Source organism: Methylobacterium sp. BE186, assembly GCF_031457035.1.
In the GTDB taxonomy this organism is placed as follows: Bacteria; Pseudomonadota; Alphaproteobacteria; order Rhizobiales; family Beijerinckiaceae; genus Methylobacterium; species Methylobacterium segetis.
This window is the reverse complement of record NZ_JAVDVV010000001.1, coordinates 282,633-301,669: the sequence shown is the minus strand read 5'-3', so window position 1 is coordinate 301,669 and position 19,037 is coordinate 282,633. Positions and strand designations below refer to the sequence as shown.

The following is a 19,037-nucleotide window of genomic DNA, read 5'->3' as shown; positions in this document are numbered from 1 at the left end:
GGAGGGGCGGCCTACGATTCCCGGTCGAAGCGGAAGGCGTTCGCCAGGCGCGGCATGCCGATGCGCTCGTAGAAGGCGTCGGCCCCGGGGGCCGCGGCGAGCGTCACCGCGACGTCCGGCCCCGTCCTCTCCCGCACGGTCTCGAGGAGGCGCCGGCCGATGCCCCGCCCCTGGACGGCGCGGTCCACCGCGAGATCGGAGACGTAGGCGCACCACGCGAAATCGGTGAGCACCCGCGCGATGCCGACGAGGTTGCGCTCCGGCACCAGGACCCGGGCGGTGACGATGAGGTTCGCGCCCGCCAGCATGCGGGCAAGGCGCTCCGGATCGTCCGGCCGTCGGGCGATCAGGCCCGAGGCGGCCAGCACGCGGCGGAACTCCGCCGCGCTCAGGTTCGGCTCGACGCCGTAGGCGATGCCCGGCGCCGCCAAGGCCTCAGGCCGTGTAGCTGCCGTGGCAGTGCTTGTACTTCTTGCCCGAGCCGCAGGGGCAGGGCTCGTTGCGGGCGACCCGGCCCCAGGTCGTGGCGTCCGTGGGGTCGCGCTCCAGCACCGCCGCGTCCGCCGAGAGCTCCTGCGCCGCGTAGCCGTAAGCCGGACCCGCGCCGCCGTCGCTGCCCGTGCCCCGGCCGGCATAAGCCATCTCGTTCTCGCCCGTCGCCGGGTCGAGGTGCTGGGCGAACATCGGCGGCAATTCGGGGCTGTCCAGCCCGCCGAAGGGGCCGCCCTCGCCGGCCTCCGGCTCCTGGTAGACGATCTCGATGCGCGAGAGCTGGCCGGTGACCTGCTCGCGCAGGTTCGCCACGAGGCCGTTGAACAGGTCGAAGGCCTCGGACTTGTACTCGTTCAGCGGGTCGCGCTGGGCGAAGCCGCGCCAGCCGATGACCTGCCGCAGATGGTCGAGCGTCACGAGATGCTCGCGCCAGAGATGGTCGAGGGTCTGCAGGAGGACCTGCTTCTCGATGTAGGTCATCACCTCGGGCGTGTTCTTCTCGACGCGCTCAGAATAGGCCTCGTCGGCGGCCTTGCGCAGGCGCTCGCGCATCTCCTCGTCGGCGATGCCCTCCTCCTTCGCCCACTCCTCCACCGGTACGTCGAGGTTGAGCACACCCTGGACGCGCTCGCGCAGGCCCGCCACGTCCCACTGCTCGGCATAGGCGTTCTCGGGGATGTGCAGGGTCACGAGATCGTCCACGACGCCGTGGCGCATGTCGTCGACCGTCTCGCGCACGCTCTCCTGGCCCATGAAGTCGCGGCGCTGCTCGAAGACGACCTTGCGCTGGTCGTTCATGACGTTGTCGTACTTGAGCACGTTCTTGCGCATGTCGAAGTTGCGCGCCTCGACCTTCTGCTGCGCCTTCTCGATGGCCTTGTTGATCCAGGGATGGATGATCGCCTCGCCCTGCTCCAGGCCGAGGCGCTGCAGCATCCCGTCCATCCGGTCGGAGCCGAAGATGCGCATCAGGTCGTCCTGGAGCGACAGGTAGAACTTCGAGCGGCCGGGATCGCCCTGGCGGCCGGAGCGGCCGCGCAGCTGGTTGTCGATGCGGCGGCTCTCGTGGCGCTCGGTGCCGATGATGTAGAGGCCGCCGGGGAGCGCCTTCTTGCGGCCCGCCTCGGGGTCGGCCGGCTCGCCCGAGGCGAGGACCTTGGCCCGGTTCTCGTCGATCTCCGCCTTGATCCGCGCGATCGCGGCCTCGCGCTCGCCCCCCTCGGGCAGGTCGGCGAGCTCCTTCTCGATGCGCATCTCCAGGTTGCCGCCGAGCTTGATGTCGGTGCCGCGGCCGGCCATGTTCGTGGCGATGGTGATGGCGCCGGGCACGCCGGCCTCGGCCACGATGTAGGCTTCCTGCTCGTGGAAGCGGGCGTTCAGCACCGCGAAGCGCTTCGTCACCCGGCCCTCGCGGGCGGCCGCGTAGACGTCGGTGAGCGCGTGCGGGTCCGAGTAGTCGAGCAGGCTGTAGCCGTGCTTCTTGAGGAGATCGGCGAGGTATTCGGACTTCTCGATCGAGCCCGTGCCGACGAGGATCGGCTGGTGGCGGCCATGCGCCTTGTCGATCTCCGCGATGATGCCGGCGTACTTCTCCTCGACCGTGCGGTAGACCTCGTCGTCCTCGTCGACGCGCTCGACCTCCTTGTTGGTCGGGATCTCGACCACTTCGAGCTTGTAGATCTCGGCGAACTCGTCGGCCTCGGTCGCGGCCGTGCCGGTCATGCCGGCAAGCTTCTTGTAGAGGCGGAAGTAGTTCTGGAACGTGATCGAGGCGAGCGTCTGGTTCTCGGGCTGGATCGTGACCCGCTCCTTGGCCTCCAGCGCCTGGTGCAGCCCCTCCGAGTAGCGCCGCCCCTGCATCATGCGGCCGGTGAACTCGTCGATGATCACCACCTCGTCGTTGCGGACGATGTAGTCCTTGTCGCGGGTGAACAGGGTGTGGGCGCGCAGCGCCTGGTTGACGTGGTGGACGAGGGTGACGTTGTGCGCGTCGTAGAGGTCGCCCTCCTTGAGGAGGCCCGCCTCGCGCATCGCCTCCTCGACGAACTCGTTGCCCTCCTCCGTGAGGGAGACCGTGCGCTGCTTCTCGTCGAGGTCGTAATGCGCCTTCACGAGGCGCGGCATGATCGCGTCGACGGAGACGTAGAGCTCCGAGCGGTCGTCGACGGGGCCGGAGATGATCAGCGGCGTGCGGGCCTCGTCGATCAGGATCGAATCGACCTCGTCCACGATCGCGAAGTTGTGCCCGCGCTGCGAGAGCTGGGACATCTCGTACTTCATGTTGTCGCGGAGATAATCGAAGCCGAACTCGTTGTTCGTGCCGTAGGTGATGTCGCAGGCGTAGCTCGCCTTGCGCTGCTCGTCGTCGAGCCCGTGGACGATGATGCCGACCGACATGCCGAGGAAGCGGTAGATCCGGCCCATCCACTCGGCGTCGCGCGAGGCGAGATAGTCGTTGACGGTGACGACGTGCACGCCCTTGCCCGAGAGGGCGTTGAGGTAGACGGGCAGGGTGGCCACCAGCGTCTTGCCCTCGCCGGTCTTCATCTCGGCGATGCCGCTCTCGTGCAGCACCATGCCGCCGATGAGCTGAACGTCGAAGTGGCGCTGGCCGAGCACGCGCTTGGCGGCTTCCCGCACCGTGGCGAAGGCGGGCACGAGGATGTCGTCGAGGCTCTTGCCGGCCGCGAGCTCGGCCTTCAGCGCGTCGGTGCGGGCGCGCAGCTGCTCGTCGGACAGCGCGGCGATCTCGGGCTCCAGCGCGTTGATCGCGGCGACACGCGGACGATAGCCCTTGACGCGACGGTCGTTGGACGAGCCGAAAATCTTCTTGGCGAGGGCACCGAGCATCGTGAACCTGCGGTCGTGCGAGCAGTCAAAGCGAATGGGGCGGGCTTATAGAGGTAAATATCGGCGGGCGCATCTGAAAGAGGCCCCGTCCGGCCGCCGGCGACGCGGGGCGGCGCGCGGAATGGCGTGAACGGCCGAGCTTGGCCGATCGTTCCTCACGATCGGGTGTTCGGGCGGCGCGCTCCGACGCGGCAGAGCTTGCGTTCGGGCGCGAGCCATTCCACCTGTGTCGCCGATTCCCGCGGCCCGCGCGCCGCTTCCGATGCCCCGAACCAGACCTCCGCCGGCTCGCCCGGACGAAGGCGGGGGCCGAATGCCCAAGGATTCCGACCCCATGCCGATCCTCCCCACCCTGCGCCGCGCCAGCGCGCTCGCGCTGGTCCTGAGCCTGCCGGCCACCGCGTGGACCGCCTCGGCCCGGGCCCAGACGACGACGCCGGCCGCCGCGCCCGCGCCCGCCGTCTCCCCCGAGACGGTGGTCGCCAAGGTGAACGGCACCCCGATCACGCAGGGGGACCTGACCGTGGCGGGCGAGGACCCGGCGCTCTCGCTGCCGGGCGTCGACGACGCGCAGAAGAAGAACCTCCTCGTCGACTACATGATCGACCTCAAGGTCGGCGCGCAGGCGGCGGATGCCGCCAAGATCGGCGAGACGCCGGACTTCAAGCGCAAGCTCGCCTATTTCCGCGACAAGCTCCTCCTCGACGAGTACCTCGACCGCGAGGCCAAGAAGGCGGCGACGCCCGAGGCGGCCCGCGCCCTCTACGACCAGACGGTCAAGGCGATGAAGCCCGAGGAGGAGGTCCACGCCCGCCACATCCTCGTCGACAACGAGGGCGACGCGAGGAAGATCGCCGAGCGCATCAAGGGCGGCGAGGATTTCGCCAAGGTCGCGGCCGAGGCCTCGAAGGATCCGGGCTCGAAGACGGAAGGGGGCGATCTCGGCTGGTTCACCAAGGAGCGCATGGTGGCGCCCTTCGCCGAGGCCGCCTTCAAGCTGCCGGTCGGCCAGGTCTCGGACCCGGTCAAGACGCAGTTCGGCTGGCACGTCATCAAGGTCGAGGAGAAGCGCACGAAGCCGATCCCCGGCTTCGAGGAGATGAAGGAGCAGGTCGACCAGTACCTGACCCGCAAGGCCCAGCAGGACCTCATCCTGAAGCTGCGCGAGGGTGCCAAGGTGGAGCGCACCGACGCCGCCCCGGCCGTGGCGCCCCCGCCGCCCGAGACGAAGAAGCCCTGAGGCGTAGCGATTCCCGGGCGAGGGTGTCCGCCCTCGCCCGTCCTGACCCAAGGCCCCGCGGAGGCGGACCATGCTCGCCGGGTTGCTCGCGCTCACGGTCGCCGCGCTGTTCTCGGGCGCGGCGCTCTACATCACCGTGGCGGAGCAGCCGGCCCGCCTCGGGCTCGACGACCGCGCCCTGCTCGCGCAATGGCAGCCGGCCTACCGGCGCGGCTACGCCATGCAGGCCTCGCTCGCCGTGATCGGCTTCCTGTGCGGCGCGACGGCGTGGTGGCAGAGCGGGCGCATCGCCTTCCTGATCGGCGCCCTCGTGCTCCTCGCCAACTGGCCCTACACGCTCCTCGCCATCCTGCCGACGAACCGGGTCCTGATGGCGACGACGCCCGCCGGGGCCGGCCCCGAGAGCCGCCGGCTGATCGAGCGCTGGGCCCGGCTGCACGCGGTGCGCACCGCCCTCGGCTTCGCGGCAACGATCATCATCCTGACCGCGCTGCGTTGATCGCGATCAAGCCGGGCGGTCAGGCGACGTCGGGCGTCAGGTAGGAGGAGTCCGACGGCGGCGTCGGCTCGAAGGGGCTCAGCTCCCGCGCGCGGCGCTGCGCCATCACCTCCAGCACGGCGAGGACGAGCCAGGGGCAGGCAATTCCGATGAAGAAGGCCATCTGATCCCTCGTGAGCGACGGCCTGACCGGCCTTGGCCGTATCAAGGATAGGACGGTGCGCCGTCTCAGCAAGACGGCTCCGCTCTGCGCGCGCTCAGCGCGGCTCGTGCCGCCCCAACAGGAGGAGGAGTTCGCCCTGGCCCGCCGTCCCGGTCTTGGCGAAGATCGCCTTGAGGTGCGAGCGGGCGGTCGGCATCGAGATCCGCAAGGCGGCCGCGCATTCCGCGACGCCGCGGCCCGAGAGCAGCGCCTCGCAGAAGGCGATCTCGCGCGGCGTCAGGCCGTAGAGCTGCCTCAGGATGCCCTCGTCCGGCAGCCGGGTCTCCTCAAGATCGGTGATCCGGAGGATCGCGCGGGCGCCGTCGAAATACTGGAGCCCCGCCTTGTGCAGGGGCTGGGCCCGCAGGAGGAGCGGGCGCCGGCCCGGCCGCTCGACGACGACGGGCGCCAGCGCCGGGCTGCCGGGCTGCAGCTCGGACCAGATCGCGGCGGCGACATGGGCCTGCAGGGCCGCGCTCGCCCGCAGATTGCCCGGGACCACGAGGGCGCCCCGCCTCACGTCGAGGGGGCCGCCGAGGAAGCGCTCCGCGGCGCTGCCGGTGCGCAGCACGCGGCCCGTCCTGTCGAGGAGAAGTGCTGGCACGCGCAGCGACTCGATCGTGTCGACGATCCCGTCGAGCCGGGTCGCGCCGACGTCGCGCGCCAGGGTGGCGGCCCGGCCGAGGGGGGCGATGAGCCGCCGCAGGGCCCGCTGCTCGTCTGGGGTGAAGGGGCCCTGATCGATCGTGCGCTGCAGGGTGAGGCACCAGACGTCGTCGCCCACGGTGACGAGGAGGCCGGCGAACCATTGAAACCCGTGCGAGCCCAGGAACTCGCTGTAGAACGGGTTCGTCCGCATCGCCTCGGCGGTGGTGATGTCCTGATCGACGAGGAGACCCGTGCGGATCAGCGTCGGGATGCCGTGGCCCCGGTAATCGTGCTGGAACCAGCCGGTGCTGAAATAGGCCGCCATCAGCGTCTCCAGCGAATCGCTGGTGGGCACACCCGGCACGCGGCCCCGGATGGGCAGGGCGCCGGCGCCCCGGCTGCCCGTCGCCTCGACGATCCGGGAGACCGCCTCCGGCCACGCCTCGGGCCGGATGGCGGCCGAGATCAGCGTCTCCTCGATACTGCGCAGCGTGTCGTCGTCGAGGTGCATCGGCCCTCCGGCGGCGCAGGCGCGAAGATGATGCGCTGCACTCTACCTGTCAGGCTACGCATCCGAACCGAAAGAGGGAAGTATCGGCGCCGCACGGGCGTCCGATTTCAGACCCAGCCCTGGAGCTCCCGCCGCACGACGTGCTCGATCACACGCATGCCGAGATCGGAATCGTTGAGGCAGGGAATGTAGGCGAAGTGCTCGCCGCCATTCTCCTCGAAGTAATGGCGGTTCTCGCCGTCGAGCTCTTCGAGGGTCTCCAGGCAATCGGCGGTGAAGCCGGGCGCGACGATGGCCATGCGCTTCACGCCGCTCTTGGCCAGGGCCTGAACCGTCTCGTCGGTATAGGGCTTCAGCCACTCCTCGTTGCCGAAGCGGGACTGGAAGGTGACGCGCATCCGCTCCGGCGAGAAGCCGAGCGCCTCGCGGATCAGGCGGCCCGTCTTCACGCACTGGCAATGGTAGGGGTCGCCCTTGAGGAGGTAGCTCTTCGGCACGCCGTGGAACGAGGTGAGGATCACCTCCGGCTCGAAATCGAGCTTGGCGAGGCCCTCGCGGATCGATTGGGCGATCGCCTCGATGTAGACCGGATCGTCGTGGTAGGGCGGCGAGACGCGGACCGTCGGCTGCCAGCGCATCTGCATCAGGGCCTTGAAGGCCTGGTCGCAGGCCGTGGCGGAGGTCGCCGCCGCGTATTGCGGGTAGAGGGGCACGAGCAGGATCCGGTCGCAGCCCTGGTCGAGCAGGGCCTGGATGCGCAGCGAGACCTCCGGCTTGCCGTAGCGCATCGCCCAATCGACCAGGACCGAATCACCCATCGCCGCCTGCAGGCGCTCGCATTGGCCGCGGGTGATGGTCTTGAGCGGGCCCTCGTCGCGCTCGGTGTTCCAGACGCTGGCGTAGTCCCGGCCCTTCGGCCCCGGCCGCTTCGTCAGGATGATCAGGTTGAGGAGCGGCCACCAGATCAGGCGCGGCACCTCGATGACGCGCCGGTCGGAGAGGAACTCCTTCAGGTAGCGCCGCATCGGCCAGTAGCTCGTGCCCTCGGGCGTGCCGAGATTCATCAGGAGCACGCCGACGCGGCCCCAGCGCACCGGCGGGTGCTCGGCGGGAAGCGGCGCGCCCTGCACGCCCGGGCCCGGGGCCGCAGACGGCGGCCGGACGGCCTGACCGGTCTGGAGCGAGGCGGGTTCGACGCGTTCGTTCATCGGCTTCCGGCCCCTCGAGGCCGCTTCCTGTGGCGGCCGCCGGAAACGCGGCGGCGGAGGTTTCGTGAGGTGGGGGCGGATTCGGGGGCGAATGCGCCGCGGTTGTCCGCGCGGACATATCTATCTAGAGCACGGAGCCTGCCAGCGAAGATACGACAGGACAGACCGCGACATGCCGTCTCCCCGCTACTTCATCAACCACTTCATGCCCTTCACGGGATACCCCTATACGGGCGCGCCCGCGGCCTGCAATCTCTGCGGCTCGCGCGAGGCGGTCACGGTGGCGGAGACGGACCGGCGCCTGAAGATCCTGCGCTCCATCGCCTGCTCGGAATGCGGCCTGATTCGCACCGACCCGATGCCGACCCCGGCCGAGCTCGCCGATTATTATGCCCATGCCTACCGGGCCGACTACCAGCTCGCCTTCGCGGGCGGGCCGCCCCGGCACCACCTGAACCGCTCGGCCCGCGAGGCGGCCTTCCGCGCCGACCTCCTCGCGCCGATGCTGCGGCCGGGCGCCCGCGTCCTCGATTTCGGCTGCGGCTCCGGCGAGTTCCTCGCCGCCGCGCGGGCGCGGGGCTGCGAGGCGATCGGCGTGGAGCCCGGCCGCGACTACGCCGCCTACGCCCGCAAGGCGCACGGGATCGAGGTCCTGGAGGATGCAGGCGACGAACGCTTCGAGCCGGGCTATTTCGACGTGATCACGACCCACCACGTGATGGAGCACCTGCGCGACCCGGCCGACGTGATGGAGCGCCTCGCCCGCTGGCTGAAGCCGGACGGCGTGCTCTACGCCGCCGTGCCCGACATGGCGACCGCCGCCAAGCCCCCGCACGAGCGCTTCCACTTCGCCCACGTCCACGGCTTCGTGCGCGAGACCTTCGACCTCACGGCGCGCCGGGCCGGCCTCGTGCCGCACACCGATTACTGGCGGGAGGCCACCACCGTCGTCTACCGCAAGACGGACGAGCCGGCCGGGCGCCTCGCCAATCCCGGCCTCGCGGCTCGCCTCGCCGAGGAGCTGAGGCCGATGCCGCCCGGCGCCTACCTCGCCTCCGGGGCCTGGATCTGGCCGATGGTGCGCCGGAACGCCAAGGCCGTGCGCGACACCTTCGCGTCGCGTTGACCCGCTAGGCCGATCGGGATCCCGTCTCGGAGAACGCTGCCCGATGCCCCGTCCCAGCCGCCGCCAGACCCTCGGCCTCGGCCTCGGCGCCGGCCTCGCCGCGGGATTGCCGGCCGCGGCGGAGGAGCGCGCGGAGGGGCAATCGGCCCTTCCCGAGGCCAGCTTCAGCCTGCTCCTCGTCAACGACGTCTACCAGATGCAGGAGGTCGACGGCCGGGGCGGCTTCGCGCGGCTCAACGCCGTGGTGAAGGCGGAGCGGGCGCGCGGCGTGCCGATGCTCTACGCGCATGCGGGCGACACCCTCTCGCCCTCCCTGATGTCGGGCATCGATCGGGGCGCGCACATCGTCGAACTGCTCGACCTCGCGCCGCCCGACGTGTTCGTGCCGGGCAACCACGAGTTCGATTTCGGGCCTTCGGTGTTCCTGCGGCGCATGGGGGAGGCGAGCTTCCCCGTCCTCGCCGCCAATCTCCGCGACGGCGCGGGCCGGCCGCTGACGGGCGTGCAGGACCGGATCCTCGTGACGCTCGGCGGCGTCCGGGTCGGCGTCGTCGGCATCGCGCTCGCGAGCACGCCGGAGAAGTCGCAGAGCGGCGACCTCCGCTTCGGCCCCGAGATGGAGACGCTCGCCGACCAGGCGGAGCAGCTCCGCCGCGAGGGGGCGGAGATCGTCGTCGGCGTCGCCCATACCGCGCGGCCGACCGACCGGGCGATCGTGGCGGCGGGCCTCGTCGACATCCTGCTCTCCGGCCACGACCACGATCTCCTCGTCCATTACGACGGGCAGAGGGTGCTGGCGGAATCGAGCGTCGACGCCCACTACGTCACCGCGATCGACGTCACCGTGACGGTGACGGGCGAGGGGCAGGCCCGGCGCGTGGCCTGGCGCCCGCGCTTCCACATCCACGACACCGCGACGGTGACGCCGGACCCGGAGACGCTGGCGATCGTGAACCGCCTCGAAGGGGAGCTCTCCCGCGAACTCGACGCGCCGCTCGGCGCGACGCGCACCGCCCTCGACAGCCGGATCGCCACGGTGCGGGCACGCGAATCGAGCTTCGGCGACCTCGTCGCCGACGCGCTCCGCGCCGCCACCAGCGCCGAGGCCGCGATCATGAACGGGGGCGGCATCCGGGGAAACCGCCTCTACCCGGCCGGCAGCGTGCTGACGCGGCGGGACATCCTGACGGAACTCCCCTTCGGCAACACCACCGTGCTCGTCGCGATCTCGGGCGCGCAGCTGCGCGCGGCGATCGAGAACGGGCTCGCCGATTTCGGCCGAACCGCCGGCCGGATGCTGCAGGTCTCCGGGCTCACGGTCACCGTCGACCCGGAGGCGCCGCAGGGCGCGCGGGTCGTCTCGGTCGCGGTCGGGGGCGAGCCCCTCGACGCGGGCCGCACCTATCGCGTGGCCTCGAACAGCTTCCTCTACGACGGGGGCAACGGCTACGGCGTCCTCGCGAAGGGCCGCACGCTCATCGGCGCCACCGACGGCAAGCTCGTCGCCAACGAGGTGATGGCCTACATCCGGGCGAACGCCCCCCTCGACGTCGAGTCCGGGCACCGCATCCTGGTCCGCTGATGACAGACACGCCCGTCGCCGCGGCGCTCGCGCGCTTCCGCGCCTCCGGCTCCCCCTGGGCCGGCCTTCCCTTCTTCACGGACGGCAGCGCCGACCGTGTCGCGGCGCGGGTCGACGCCCGCATCGCCTCGGGCGCGCGCGTCCTGCCCGACCCCGAGAACATCTTCCGGGCGCTCGGCCTGACGCCGCCGGATGCCGTCAAGGTCGTGATCCTGGGGCAGGACCCCTACCCGACGCCGGGCGACGCCAACGGGCTCGCCTTCTCCTACGTGGGCACGGGCCGCCTGCCGGCTTCGCTCAAGGTGATCCTGGCGGAGGTGGCGCCGGGCCGGCCGGGAAGCGGCGACCTCACCCCTTGGGCGCGCCAGGGCGTGCTCCTCCTCAACAGCGCGCTGACCGTCGAGGCGGGCCAGGCCGGGGCGCATCTGCGCTACGGCTGGGCGCGGCTCACCGACGAGGCGGTGGCGGCGGTCGCGGGCCGGCCCGAGCCCGCCGTGTTCCTGCTGTGGGGGGCGCAGGCGCGGGCGCGGGCGGGATTGATCGACGGCGCGCGGCATTGCGTGATCGAGAGCGGCCACCCCTCCCCGCTGAACCGGGCCCGCGACTTCCCGGGCTCGGCCCCCTTCGCGCGGGCGAATGCGTGGCTCACGAAGCGGGGGCTGGCGCCGATCGAGTGGCGGCTGTAGCGCGGCTCAGTCGTCGTCGCTGCCCGCGTACATCCGCTCGGCCATGCCCTCCTCCAGCATCAGCCGGGCGCGGGCCCGCAGCTTCTCGGTCTCGCTCTTGAGCTGACCGCAGGCGGCCAGGATGTCGCGGCCGCGCGGCGTGCGCACGGGCGAGGCGTAGCCGGCGTTGAACACGATCTCGGAGAAGCGCTCGATCCGCTCCCAGTCGGAGCATTCATAGCGGCTGCCGGGCCAGGGGTTGAACGGGATCAGGTTGATCTTGGCCGGGATCCCCTTGAGGAGGCGCACCAGTTCGCGCGCATCCGCGTCCGAATCGTTGACGCCTTTGAGCATCACGTACTCGAAGGTGATGCGCCGGGCATTGTTGAGCCCCGGATAGCGGCGGCAGGCGTCGAGCAGGTCCGCGATCGGGTACTTGCGGTTCAACGGCACCAGCTCGTCGCGCAGGTCGTCCCGCACCGCGTGGAGGGAGATCGCCAGCATGGCGTGCGCCTCCTCGCCGAGGCGCTGCATCTGCGGCACCACGCCGGAGGTCGAGACCGTGATGCGGCGGCGCGACAGGCCGAGGCCATCCTGGTCCGACATCACGCCGACCGCGTCGATCACGTTGTCGACGTTGTAGAGGGGCTCGCCCATGCCCATGAACACGATGTTCGTGACGAGGCGCCCCACCTCGCCGCCCCCGGTTGCGTCCCGCGAGGGCATCTGGCCGACGAAGTCGCCGAGTTCGTCGCGCGCCACGATGAGCTGGGCGGTGATCTCGGCCGCCGAGAGGTTGCGCACGAGGCGCTGGGTGCCCGTGTGGCAGAACGAGCAGGTCAGCGTGCAGCCGACCTGTGAGGAGACGCAGAGCGTGCCCCGGTCCGGCCCCGGGATGTAGACGCACTCGATCTCGGCGCCCCGGTTGTGATCGTGGGCGCCCGTCGGCGCCATGCGCAGGAGCCACTTGCGGGTGCCGTCGCGGGAGACCTGGGCGGTGACGATCTCCGGCCGGTCGAGGGTGTAGTGCTCGGCGAGCAGCGACTTCAGCCCCTTCCCGACATTGGTCATCGCGTCGAAGTCGCGGGCGCCGCGCACGTTGAGCCAGTGCCAGATCTGCCCCGAGCGCATGCGGCTCTCGCGCTCGGGCACGCCGACGGCCACGAGCCGCGCCTTCAGGTCCGCGCGGGTGAGCCCGACGAGGGAGGCCCGCCGTCCAGGCAGGGGAGCGGCCGCCTCGGGCCGGAACTCGGGCGTCTTCTCGATTGCGGGAACGGCGCTGCCTGCGCGCCGGGCGGTGTCGAACGACGCCGTCGCCATGATCGTCTCGGGGCCTTCGGAGAGGGATATCCGCCGCATATAGGCGAAAAGCGGCCGAAACGCGAACCGGGGCCGGTGCGGATCAGCCAGTTGGATGCCGCCGAACTCTCCGATCGCGGAGCGCCAAAGGAATTGTGATCGCCTCCCGGAGAAATGCTTCCCCTTCTCTGATGCGCCGAAGCGCGCCTTCGCGGATGATGGCAAGGCCTCGACGCGACGGGACCGTCCGGCCGCGCCGATCAGAAATTCCGTGCGGGCCGTCGGATGCACGACGACATTGCCGATCCAAATCTTCGCCGAAGAATCGCGATAGCGAACGAGAAGGCGAAACTTGAGGCGACGGCTGCCAACAATATCTGCGTCGCCCTGTTCTCGGGTGGTGTCATCCTGCCGACCGTAGCACTCAGCTACCTCCTCCCGACGCGACCCGATCTTGCGTCGGAATCGATCATCGGTGCGGGCTGCGCCTGGACGTTCGCCGCAGGGCTGACTCATATGATGGGGAAGCGTTTTCTCGAGTGATGGGGAAGCGTTTTCTCGAGAAGGTCCGATGAGCGTTCCTCTGATCCTCGCATGGGCGCTGCCACCTCTGGCAGGTCTCGGTCTCGTCGCCGTGATGTGGCTCGCCGCACATCGTCGGACACAGGCACTCGACCGAGAGATCGAAGCCTATCGTACTGCCCGCGATCGAGAGGCAGGTCGAAGTGACGGAGCCGAGACGAGCGATCCTCTCGTAAAGCCCGTTTCCCACCCCGCCGGCCCGATCCTCCGCTACCGGCGCTCGCGCACGAAGGGGCGGGCCAAGAGCGGAATACGGGGATATCGCGCCCTCGTCATCGGCGCGTCCCATCACGGCGATTGACGGCAGAGCCTCCTCACCCCGACACCCCCAGCGCCTCGCAGCGGAAGGCGCCGTAATCGGTGCGGGCCAGGCGCTCGGCGAGCGCCGGCAGGAACAGGCCGGCCTCCTCGGCGAGCGTCCAGGGCGGGTTGACGACGACGAGGCCGGTGCCGGTGAGGCGCGTCGGGTCCGGGCGGTCGATCATCAGGTCGAGGCGGAGCGCCGGCCGCGCCAGGGCGGCGTCGAGGTCGTCGACCATGCGGTCGACGCCCGCGACGTCCTTGATCGGGTACCACGCCAGGAAGAGGCCGGTCGGCCACTTCGCCACCGCCCGGGCGAGGCGGGTGCCGAGGCGCTCGATCTCGCCCGGCTTCTCGTAGGGCGGGTCGATCAGGACGAGGCCGCGCCGCTCCGGCGGCGGGATCAGGCTGTTCAGGGCGGTCCAGCCGTCGAGCTGCAGCACCTTGGTGCGCGGATCCTGGTTGTAGCGGGCGCGCAGGGTCTCGGCGTCGGCCGGGTGCAGTTCCACGAACACGCCCTGGTCTGTCGGCCGCAGGGCCTCGCGGATGAGCGCGGGCGAGCCCGGATAGACGCTGGGGCCGTGGCGCGCGCTCACCGCGGCCACCGCCGCGCGATAGGGCGCGAGCAGCGCCTCGATCTCGGCGGGGAAGGGCTCGTCGAGACGGCCCCAGCCGTCCCGCCACTCGGCCGTCCGCCCGGCCTCGTCCCCCGCGAGGTCGTAGAAGCCGATTCCCGCGAAGGCGTCGATCGCCCGGAAGGCCGCCGGCTTGCGCTGGAGATGGGCGAGCACCCGCGCCAGGACGAGGTGCTTCAGGACGTCGGCGAAATTGCCGGCATGGAAGGCGTGACGGTAATTCATGCTCGCTCGGGTCGGCCGCGCCCGGAGCGCCGCCTCAGCGGGCGGCCTCGACGGCGATCTCCGGGGCGCGGCAATTCTGGCGCGCCACCTCGGGGCAGGAGGCGAAGCCGCGCAGGTCCTTGGTGAAGCAGAGGCGCACCTCCTGCAAGCGCCCGCGGGCGCAGGCCACCGCCATCATGTCGGGCCGGAGCCCCTTGTTCGCCAGCACGAATTGCCGCGCGATCTCGATCGGCGCGAGCCGGCGCTCGCTGCCCGCGTCCTTGAGCGCGTCGGGGATCGTCACGGCGGCGCGCGCCTCGCGGGCGGCGCGGAAATAGGCGGCCGGGTCGAGGCCCGAGCAGGTGCCGTGCTTGCGCCACTCGTAGCGGGCGAGCCCCTCGCTGGGGAAGACCTCGCCGGCGATCTCCATGGCCTGCCGGGTCGGCGCGCGCTCGAAGGCCGAGCAATTCGTGGGGTAGCCGCGTGTGTATTGCGGCCAGAGGCCGTGCACCACGAAGCCGAGGCCGCGGCCGGGCGTGCATTGGCGCTCGTCGCGGGAGGCGCCCGCGCCGCCGCAATAGGTCGGCGACCAGGAGAGCGCCAGCACGTAGAAGTCGAAATCACCGGGCCGGCCGCGCCCGAAGCCGCCCTCGTCCTGCGCCGATGCCGGCGCGGCGAGCAGCCCTGCGGCGAGCGCCGCGATCCCCCGTAAACCCTGCTTCATCACCCTCCCCCGAGGCAGAAGCGAGCCGGACCGGACGCTTACGGACGCGCCATCCGGCAGGCCGTGGCGTAGGCGTAGGCGAGGTTGCGGTCGAGCCCGTGCACGCAGAACTCGACGCCCCAGGTCGAGCCGATGATGCCGAGGCTCTCGCGCACCGAATAGTCGACCTTGCGGCGCACCCCGTCCGAGGTGGTGGCGGTCGCGCTGCAGAAGCGGCGCGGATAATAGTCGAGGCCCCAGGGACGCCACGCCGTGCGCTCGATCCGGTCGTAGGCGACGATCGTCAGCGACGAGTTCCAGAACTTCGCCTCCTTCTCGGCGAACTGGGTCGCGACCTTCTCCAAGACGTCGGGATCCTGGCAGCCCGGGATCTTGGCGTCGAAGGGGAAGGTGCGTTCCTCGGCGGGCTCGATCTCCTCGCGCGCCGAGCGCGCGAGGGCGGGCTCGATCGCGCCGGCGAAGGCGAGGCCGAGGCACAAGGCGGCGAGGAGGGGGTTCGGGCGCATGCCGGCGTCTTCCGCTGGAAACCTGAGCGTTTGACGATGCCCCGCCGCCCTGTGGAGTCAACCCGGCGCGGGTGCTCCTCGGCGCTTTCGCGGCGCAGTGGGGTGTGCGGGGCACACCCCCCGGCGGGCGGCGCTCAGTAGATCGGGCCGCCCGCGAGGCCCGGGGCAGCGAGCGAGAGGGGCTCCTCCTCGAAGCCCGGCGCCGGCTCCTCGTAGGCGGGTGCGGCGGCAAGGCGCGAGGCGGGCGCCTGCGGCCGGTAGGGTCGCGGCGCGGGGGCGGCGGCGTAGGCCGAGGGCGCCGGTGCCGCGAGCGCAGGCGCCCCGGGCGCGCGGGCGACCTTCGTCGGGGTGCCGCGCGCCGACATCGGGGTGAGGCCGTAGGGATCGTCCTCCTCGACGTCGATCGGGGCCTGGGGCGGGGCCGGCTGGCGCATGGGCGGGCGCGGATAGGAGGAGCGGGCGCCCTCCGCGCCGAGCTGCGGCACGAACTTGATCAGGGGCTGGCAGATGCGCTTGAGGCCGCGCGGGTCGTGCCGGGCGAGGTCCACGTGGATGTGGTCGTAGTGGAACACGTTCGAGCCCGGGGCCAGCACGGTGGTGAAGCGCTGGCAGGCGCCGAGGAAGACCTCGCGCAGGAAGCCCTGCTCGGCCTCGGTGCCGCGCCAGCCGCCCTTGACGGTGATGACGGACCCGTCGGCGAGCTTGAAGGACATGATGTCGACGGCGTTGCCGAAGGAATGCTCCGAGAGCTTGGCGCCGGCCTGGTTGTTGCGGCCGCGGCAGGCGTAGGAGCCCGCGTTGATCTCGGCCACGGGCTGGCCGAAATAGAGGTTCGCCGCGGGCTGGATCGTGTCGGCGAGCCACGCCTCGGCCTCCGCCAGCGCCGGGCAGGCGAGCGTCATGCGCTGCTTGAGGAGCACCGAGCCGTTGCCGAGCCGGGTGACGCGGAAGGGCTGCTGCATGCCGCAGGGGCCCGGCCCGTCGATCTCCTTGGCCGCCGTCACGAACTCGGTCTGCTGCACGAGCTTCTTGGCGAGGCAGACCTGCTCCGCTTGGTCTCGCCACGGCTCGCGCCGCTCAAACTTGTTGAGCGCACAGCCGGTGAGCCCCGCGCCGAACAGCGCAAGGGCGGAGAACGCGAAGACGCTACGCCACATGGTCCGGAAGATGCCGCAGGTTGTGTAAAGGGACCGTCAACGAAGGAGCGGCGGGGCCTTGCGTTGACAGGCAGGGGTCGTTCGGCCGAACTCCGCGCCCATGCTGTCCCTCGTCGATCTCCGCACCCGCATCGAAGCCGGCACGCTGACGCCGGAGGGCGCCGTCCGCCTCGTCGAGGCGGCGGTCGCGCAGGGCGAGCCGGGCGTACGGGCGATCGCCGCACAGGATCCGGCACCGTCGATCCCCGCGCGGGGGCCGCTCGCCGGCATCGCGGTCGGGATCAAGGACATCATCGACACGGCCCACCTGCCGACGCAGATGGGCTCGCCGCTCTACGCCGGCTGGCGGCCGAAGGCGGACGCGGCAATCGTGAGCCGGCTCAAGAGCCTCGGCGCGGTGCCGCTGGTGAAGACGACGACCTCCCCCTTCGCGAGCCTCGACCCCACGGCGACGCTGAACCCGAGCGCGCCCGGTCGGAGCCCGGGCGGCTCCTCGGCGGGCTCGGCCGCTTCCGTGGCGGCCGGAATGCTCCCGCTGGCGCTCGGCACGCAGACCGGCGGCTCGGTGATCCGGCCCGCCGCCTTCTGCGGGGTCGCGGCGATCAAGCCCTCCTTCCGGCTGCTGCCGACGGTGGGGGTGAAGACCTTCTCCTGGGCGCTCGACACGCTCGGGTTGTTCGGCGCGGGCATCCGCGACGTCGCCCACGCGCTGGCGCTCATCGCCGAGCGGCCGGCGATCGACCTGCCCGCCACCGAGCCCGGCGCGCCGCGCATCGGCCTCGTCCGCCTGGACTTCGCGGGCGCCGCCGACCCGGAGGCCGAGGCGGCGCTGGGCCGAGCCGTCCGCGCGGCCGAACGTGGGGGCGCCCGCGTGCGGGACCTCGCCCTGCCGGAGCCCCTGCCGGAGGCCTGGGCCCGCCACGGGCTCATCCAGGATTTCGAGGCGCGCCAAGCGCTCGCCTGGGAATATGCCGCGCATCGCGCGGCCCTCTCCGAGAAGCTCGGGCCCCAGCTCGACCGGGCGCAGGACATCACGTCCTCGGCCTACGACGACGCCCGCCGCCACGCGCACCGGGCCCGGGGCGTCCTCAAGGACCTGTTTGCGGTATACGACGTGCTGCTCACCTACTCGGCGCCCGGCTACGCGCCGGAGGGCCTCGCCTCCACGGGCGACCCGCGCTTCAACCGGCTGTGGACGCTGATGGGCGTTCCGTGCGTGAACCTGCCGGTGCCGGGCGACGGCCCGCCGCTCGGCGTCCAGGTCATCGCCCGCTTCGGCGACGACGGGCGGGCGCTCGCCGCGGCCCGGATGATCGAGCGGGAGTTGGCGGAGGGTTAGCTCGCCTCCTCGCCCAGCGTCTCCTCGACGTAGAGTTGCTCCAAGAGCACCTTCATCACGGCGAGGAGCGGCAGCGCCAGCGCGATGCCCCAGAGGCCGAACAGGACGCCGAGAAGGAGCTGCCCGGCGAAGATCGTCGCGGGCGGGATGTCGAGCGCCCGCTTCTGGATGACGGGGGTGAGTACGTAGCTCTCCAGCGTCTGCACGGCGAGGTAGACGCCGAGCGCGCCGAGCACGGCGCTGAGCCCCGTGGCGAGGCTCGCCAGCAGGATGACGATGCCCGCGACCAGGGGGCCGATCGTCGGGATGAAGGCGAGGAGGCCCGCCTGCAGGCCCAGGATGAGCGAGCCGCCGACGCCGAGCAGCCAGAGGCCGGCCCAGGTGCAGAGGAAGATCACGGCCATGGTGATGAGCTGGCCGAAGAGCCAGTGGCGCAGGGTCTCGCCCATGCCGTCGAGCACCTTGGCGCCCCGCCGGCGGTGGCGCGGCGGCACGAAGCGCAGGAGCCCGTCGCGGTAGCTCCCCGGATCGACCGCGAAGGCGACGCCGAGGAAGACGATAACGAGCACGTTGCCGAGCGCGTTGAACAGGCCGAGGATCACGGAGGCCGCGGGGCCGAGCACGCTGCCCGCGTCCGACAGGAGCGTGCCGGGGCTCTTCAGGGCGCCGGAGGCGAGCCCGGCGAGGCCGCCGGATTTCTGCGGGAGATCGTCGTCCGCCTTGTCCCGCTTCTCGGCCCGGCCGGATGGCTGGCCGGAGCCCTGACCCGAGGATGTTTGGCTCGAGGATCCTTGGCTTGAGGATCCCTGGCCCGACGACCCGGATTCCCCGCCTGACCCCTGGCCGGCGCCCTGGCCGCCCTCGACGGCCTGGAGCAGGGGCACGTCGAGGCCGTGGGCCTTCAGCCAGTCGCTGACCGTACTCGTTTGCTGACGGATGGTCTGGCCGAGGTCGCGCCCCTGCTGCGCGACCGTGGCGCCGCCCAGGACGACGAGGCCGATCGTGCAGCCGGCGAGCGCGAGGCTCGCCAGCGTGAGCCGCAGGGCGCGCGAGATCGGCAGGACGTGACCGAGCCCGCGGGTGAGGCCGTCGAGGAAGACGCCGAACAGCGCGCCCGCGAAGATCAGGAGGAGCGTCGCCGCCGAGATCCAGGCGAGCGCCAGCAGCGCGGCGAAGGATACGACCGCGATGCCGGCGAAGGCCAGCGAGCGCGGCGTCCGGGCCTCGCCCGGCGGGAGGGGCGCGGCGTCGGTTGCGGAGGGTTTCAT

18 protein-coding genes are annotated in these 19,037 nt (G+C 71.5%); 7 read left to right on the top strand and 11 right to left on the bottom strand.

Features of this window, described 5'->3' with window-relative positions; all coding sequences use genetic code 11:
• Positions 1 to 11: 11 nt before the first annotated feature.
• Together J2X36_RS01450 and secA are read right to left on the bottom strand one after the other, a co-directional pair.
• Positions 12 to 431, bottom strand: a complete 420-nt coding sequence (locus tag J2X36_RS01450; RefSeq protein WP_132255408.1) for a GNAT family N-acetyltransferase — start codon at positions 429 to 431, stop codon at positions 12 to 14.
• A gap of 4 nt (positions 432 to 435) precedes the next feature.
• Positions 436 to 3,342 carry a preprotein translocase subunit SecA gene (secA, locus tag J2X36_RS01445; protein WP_310345205.1) on the bottom strand — a complete coding sequence of 969 codons (2,907 nt, stop codon included), beginning with the start codon at positions 3,340 to 3,342 and terminating at the stop codon, positions 436 to 438.
• A 334-nt stretch (positions 3,343 to 3,676) separates the two neighbouring features.
• Between secA and J2X36_RS01440 the strand changes: the two genes are divergently transcribed.
• On the top strand, positions 3,677 to 4,582 hold the full coding sequence (locus tag J2X36_RS01440; RefSeq protein WP_310345203.1) for a peptidylprolyl isomerase: 906 nt from the start codon (positions 3,677 to 3,679) through the stop codon (positions 4,580 to 4,582).
• Positions 4,583 to 4,652: 70 nt separating this feature from the next.
• A complete protein-coding gene (locus tag J2X36_RS01435; RefSeq protein ID WP_132255405.1) occupies positions 4,653 to 5,081 on the top strand; it encodes a DUF1772 domain-containing protein in 429 nt (142 codons plus the stop codon).
• A 19-nt stretch (positions 5,082 to 5,100) separates the two neighbouring features.
• Here the strand turns inward: J2X36_RS01435 and J2X36_RS01430 are convergent, their stop codons facing one another.
• The 3 genes from J2X36_RS01430 to hemH form a co-directional block, all read right to left on the bottom strand.
• The gene (locus J2X36_RS01430) at positions 5,101 to 5,244 is read right to left on the bottom strand and encodes a hypothetical protein (RefSeq protein WP_165937916.1); all 144 of its coding nucleotides are present in this window, start codon (positions 5,242 to 5,244) and stop codon (positions 5,101 to 5,103) included.
• A gap of 94 nt (positions 5,245 to 5,338) precedes the next feature.
• On the bottom strand, positions 5,339 to 6,442 hold the full coding sequence (locus J2X36_RS01425; protein ID WP_310345201.1) for a helix-turn-helix transcriptional regulator: 1,104 nt from the start codon (positions 6,440 to 6,442) through the stop codon (positions 5,339 to 5,341).
• A 107-nt stretch (positions 6,443 to 6,549) separates the two neighbouring features.
• Positions 6,550 to 7,650, bottom strand: a complete 1,101-nt coding sequence (gene hemH, locus J2X36_RS01420; protein WP_132255403.1) for a ferrochelatase — start codon at positions 7,648 to 7,650, stop codon at positions 6,550 to 6,552.
• A 172-nt stretch (positions 7,651 to 7,822) separates the two neighbouring features.
• Here hemH and J2X36_RS01415 point away from each other — a divergent pair, with 172 nt between their 5' ends.
• The 3 genes from J2X36_RS01415 to J2X36_RS01405 are packed head-to-tail and all read left to right on the top strand — an operon-like array spanning position 7,823 to position 11,044.
• A complete protein-coding gene (locus J2X36_RS01415) occupies positions 7,823 to 8,776 on the top strand; it encodes a class I SAM-dependent methyltransferase (RefSeq protein ID WP_310345199.1) in 954 nt (317 codons plus the stop codon).
• 43 nt (positions 8,777 to 8,819) lie between these two features.
• A complete protein-coding gene (locus J2X36_RS01410; RefSeq protein ID WP_310345198.1) occupies positions 8,820 to 10,358 on the top strand; it encodes a bifunctional UDP-sugar hydrolase/5'-nucleotidase in 1,539 nt (512 codons plus the stop codon).
• A complete protein-coding gene (locus tag J2X36_RS01405; RefSeq protein WP_310345196.1) occupies positions 10,358 to 11,044 on the top strand; it encodes a uracil-DNA glycosylase in 687 nt (228 codons plus the stop codon). Before J2X36_RS01410 ends, J2X36_RS01405 begins: the two co-directional genes overlap by 1 nt.
• A gap of 6 nt (positions 11,045 to 11,050) precedes the next feature.
• Here the strand turns inward: J2X36_RS01405 and rlmN are convergent, their stop codons facing one another.
• A complete protein-coding gene (rlmN, locus tag J2X36_RS01400; RefSeq protein ID WP_310345189.1) occupies positions 11,051 to 12,343 on the bottom strand; it encodes a 23S rRNA (adenine(2503)-C(2))-methyltransferase RlmN in 1,293 nt (430 codons plus the stop codon).
• 264 nt (positions 12,344 to 12,607) lie between these two features.
• On the opposite strand from rlmN, the gene J2X36_RS01395 reads away from it, so the two are divergent.
• Entirely contained in the window at positions 12,608 to 12,865 is a 258-nt protein-coding gene (locus tag J2X36_RS01395; RefSeq protein ID WP_310345187.1) for a hypothetical protein, read from the top strand.
• A 353-nt stretch (positions 12,866 to 13,218) separates the two neighbouring features.
• Here the strand turns inward: J2X36_RS01395 and J2X36_RS01390 are convergent, their stop codons facing one another.
• From J2X36_RS01390 to J2X36_RS01375, 4 genes are all read right to left on the bottom strand, one after another.
• Positions 13,219 to 14,064, bottom strand: a complete 846-nt coding sequence (locus tag J2X36_RS01390; protein WP_310345184.1) for a 23S rRNA (adenine(2030)-N(6))-methyltransferase RlmJ — start codon at positions 14,062 to 14,064, stop codon at positions 13,219 to 13,221.
• Between the two features lie 34 nt (positions 14,065 to 14,098).
• The gene (locus J2X36_RS01385) at positions 14,099 to 14,767 is read right to left on the bottom strand and encodes a ribonuclease T2 (protein ID WP_310345182.1); all 669 of its coding nucleotides are present in this window, start codon (positions 14,765 to 14,767) and stop codon (positions 14,099 to 14,101) included.
• A gap of 38 nt (positions 14,768 to 14,805) precedes the next feature.
• Positions 14,806 to 15,273 carry a hypothetical protein gene (locus J2X36_RS01380; protein ID WP_132255395.1) on the bottom strand — a complete coding sequence of 156 codons (468 nt, stop codon included), beginning with the start codon at positions 15,271 to 15,273 and terminating at the stop codon, positions 14,806 to 14,808.
• 134 nt (positions 15,274 to 15,407) lie between these two features.
• Complete coding sequence (locus tag J2X36_RS01375) at positions 15,408 to 16,430, bottom strand: extensin family protein (RefSeq protein WP_132255394.1); 1,023 nt, start codon at positions 16,428 to 16,430, stop codon at positions 15,408 to 15,410.
• A gap of 100 nt (positions 16,431 to 16,530) precedes the next feature.
• Here J2X36_RS01375 and J2X36_RS01370 point away from each other — a divergent pair, with 100 nt between their 5' ends.
• The gene (locus J2X36_RS01370) at positions 16,531 to 17,769 is read left to right on the top strand and encodes an amidase (protein WP_310345176.1); all 1,239 of its coding nucleotides are present in this window, start codon (positions 16,531 to 16,533) and stop codon (positions 17,767 to 17,769) included.
• Here the strand turns inward: J2X36_RS01370 and J2X36_RS01365 are convergent.
• A complete protein-coding gene (locus J2X36_RS01365; RefSeq protein ID WP_310345173.1) occupies positions 17,766 to 19,037 on the bottom strand; it encodes an AI-2E family transporter in 1,272 nt (423 codons plus the stop codon). The two genes, J2X36_RS01370 and J2X36_RS01365, sit on opposite strands and share 4 nt — an antisense overlap.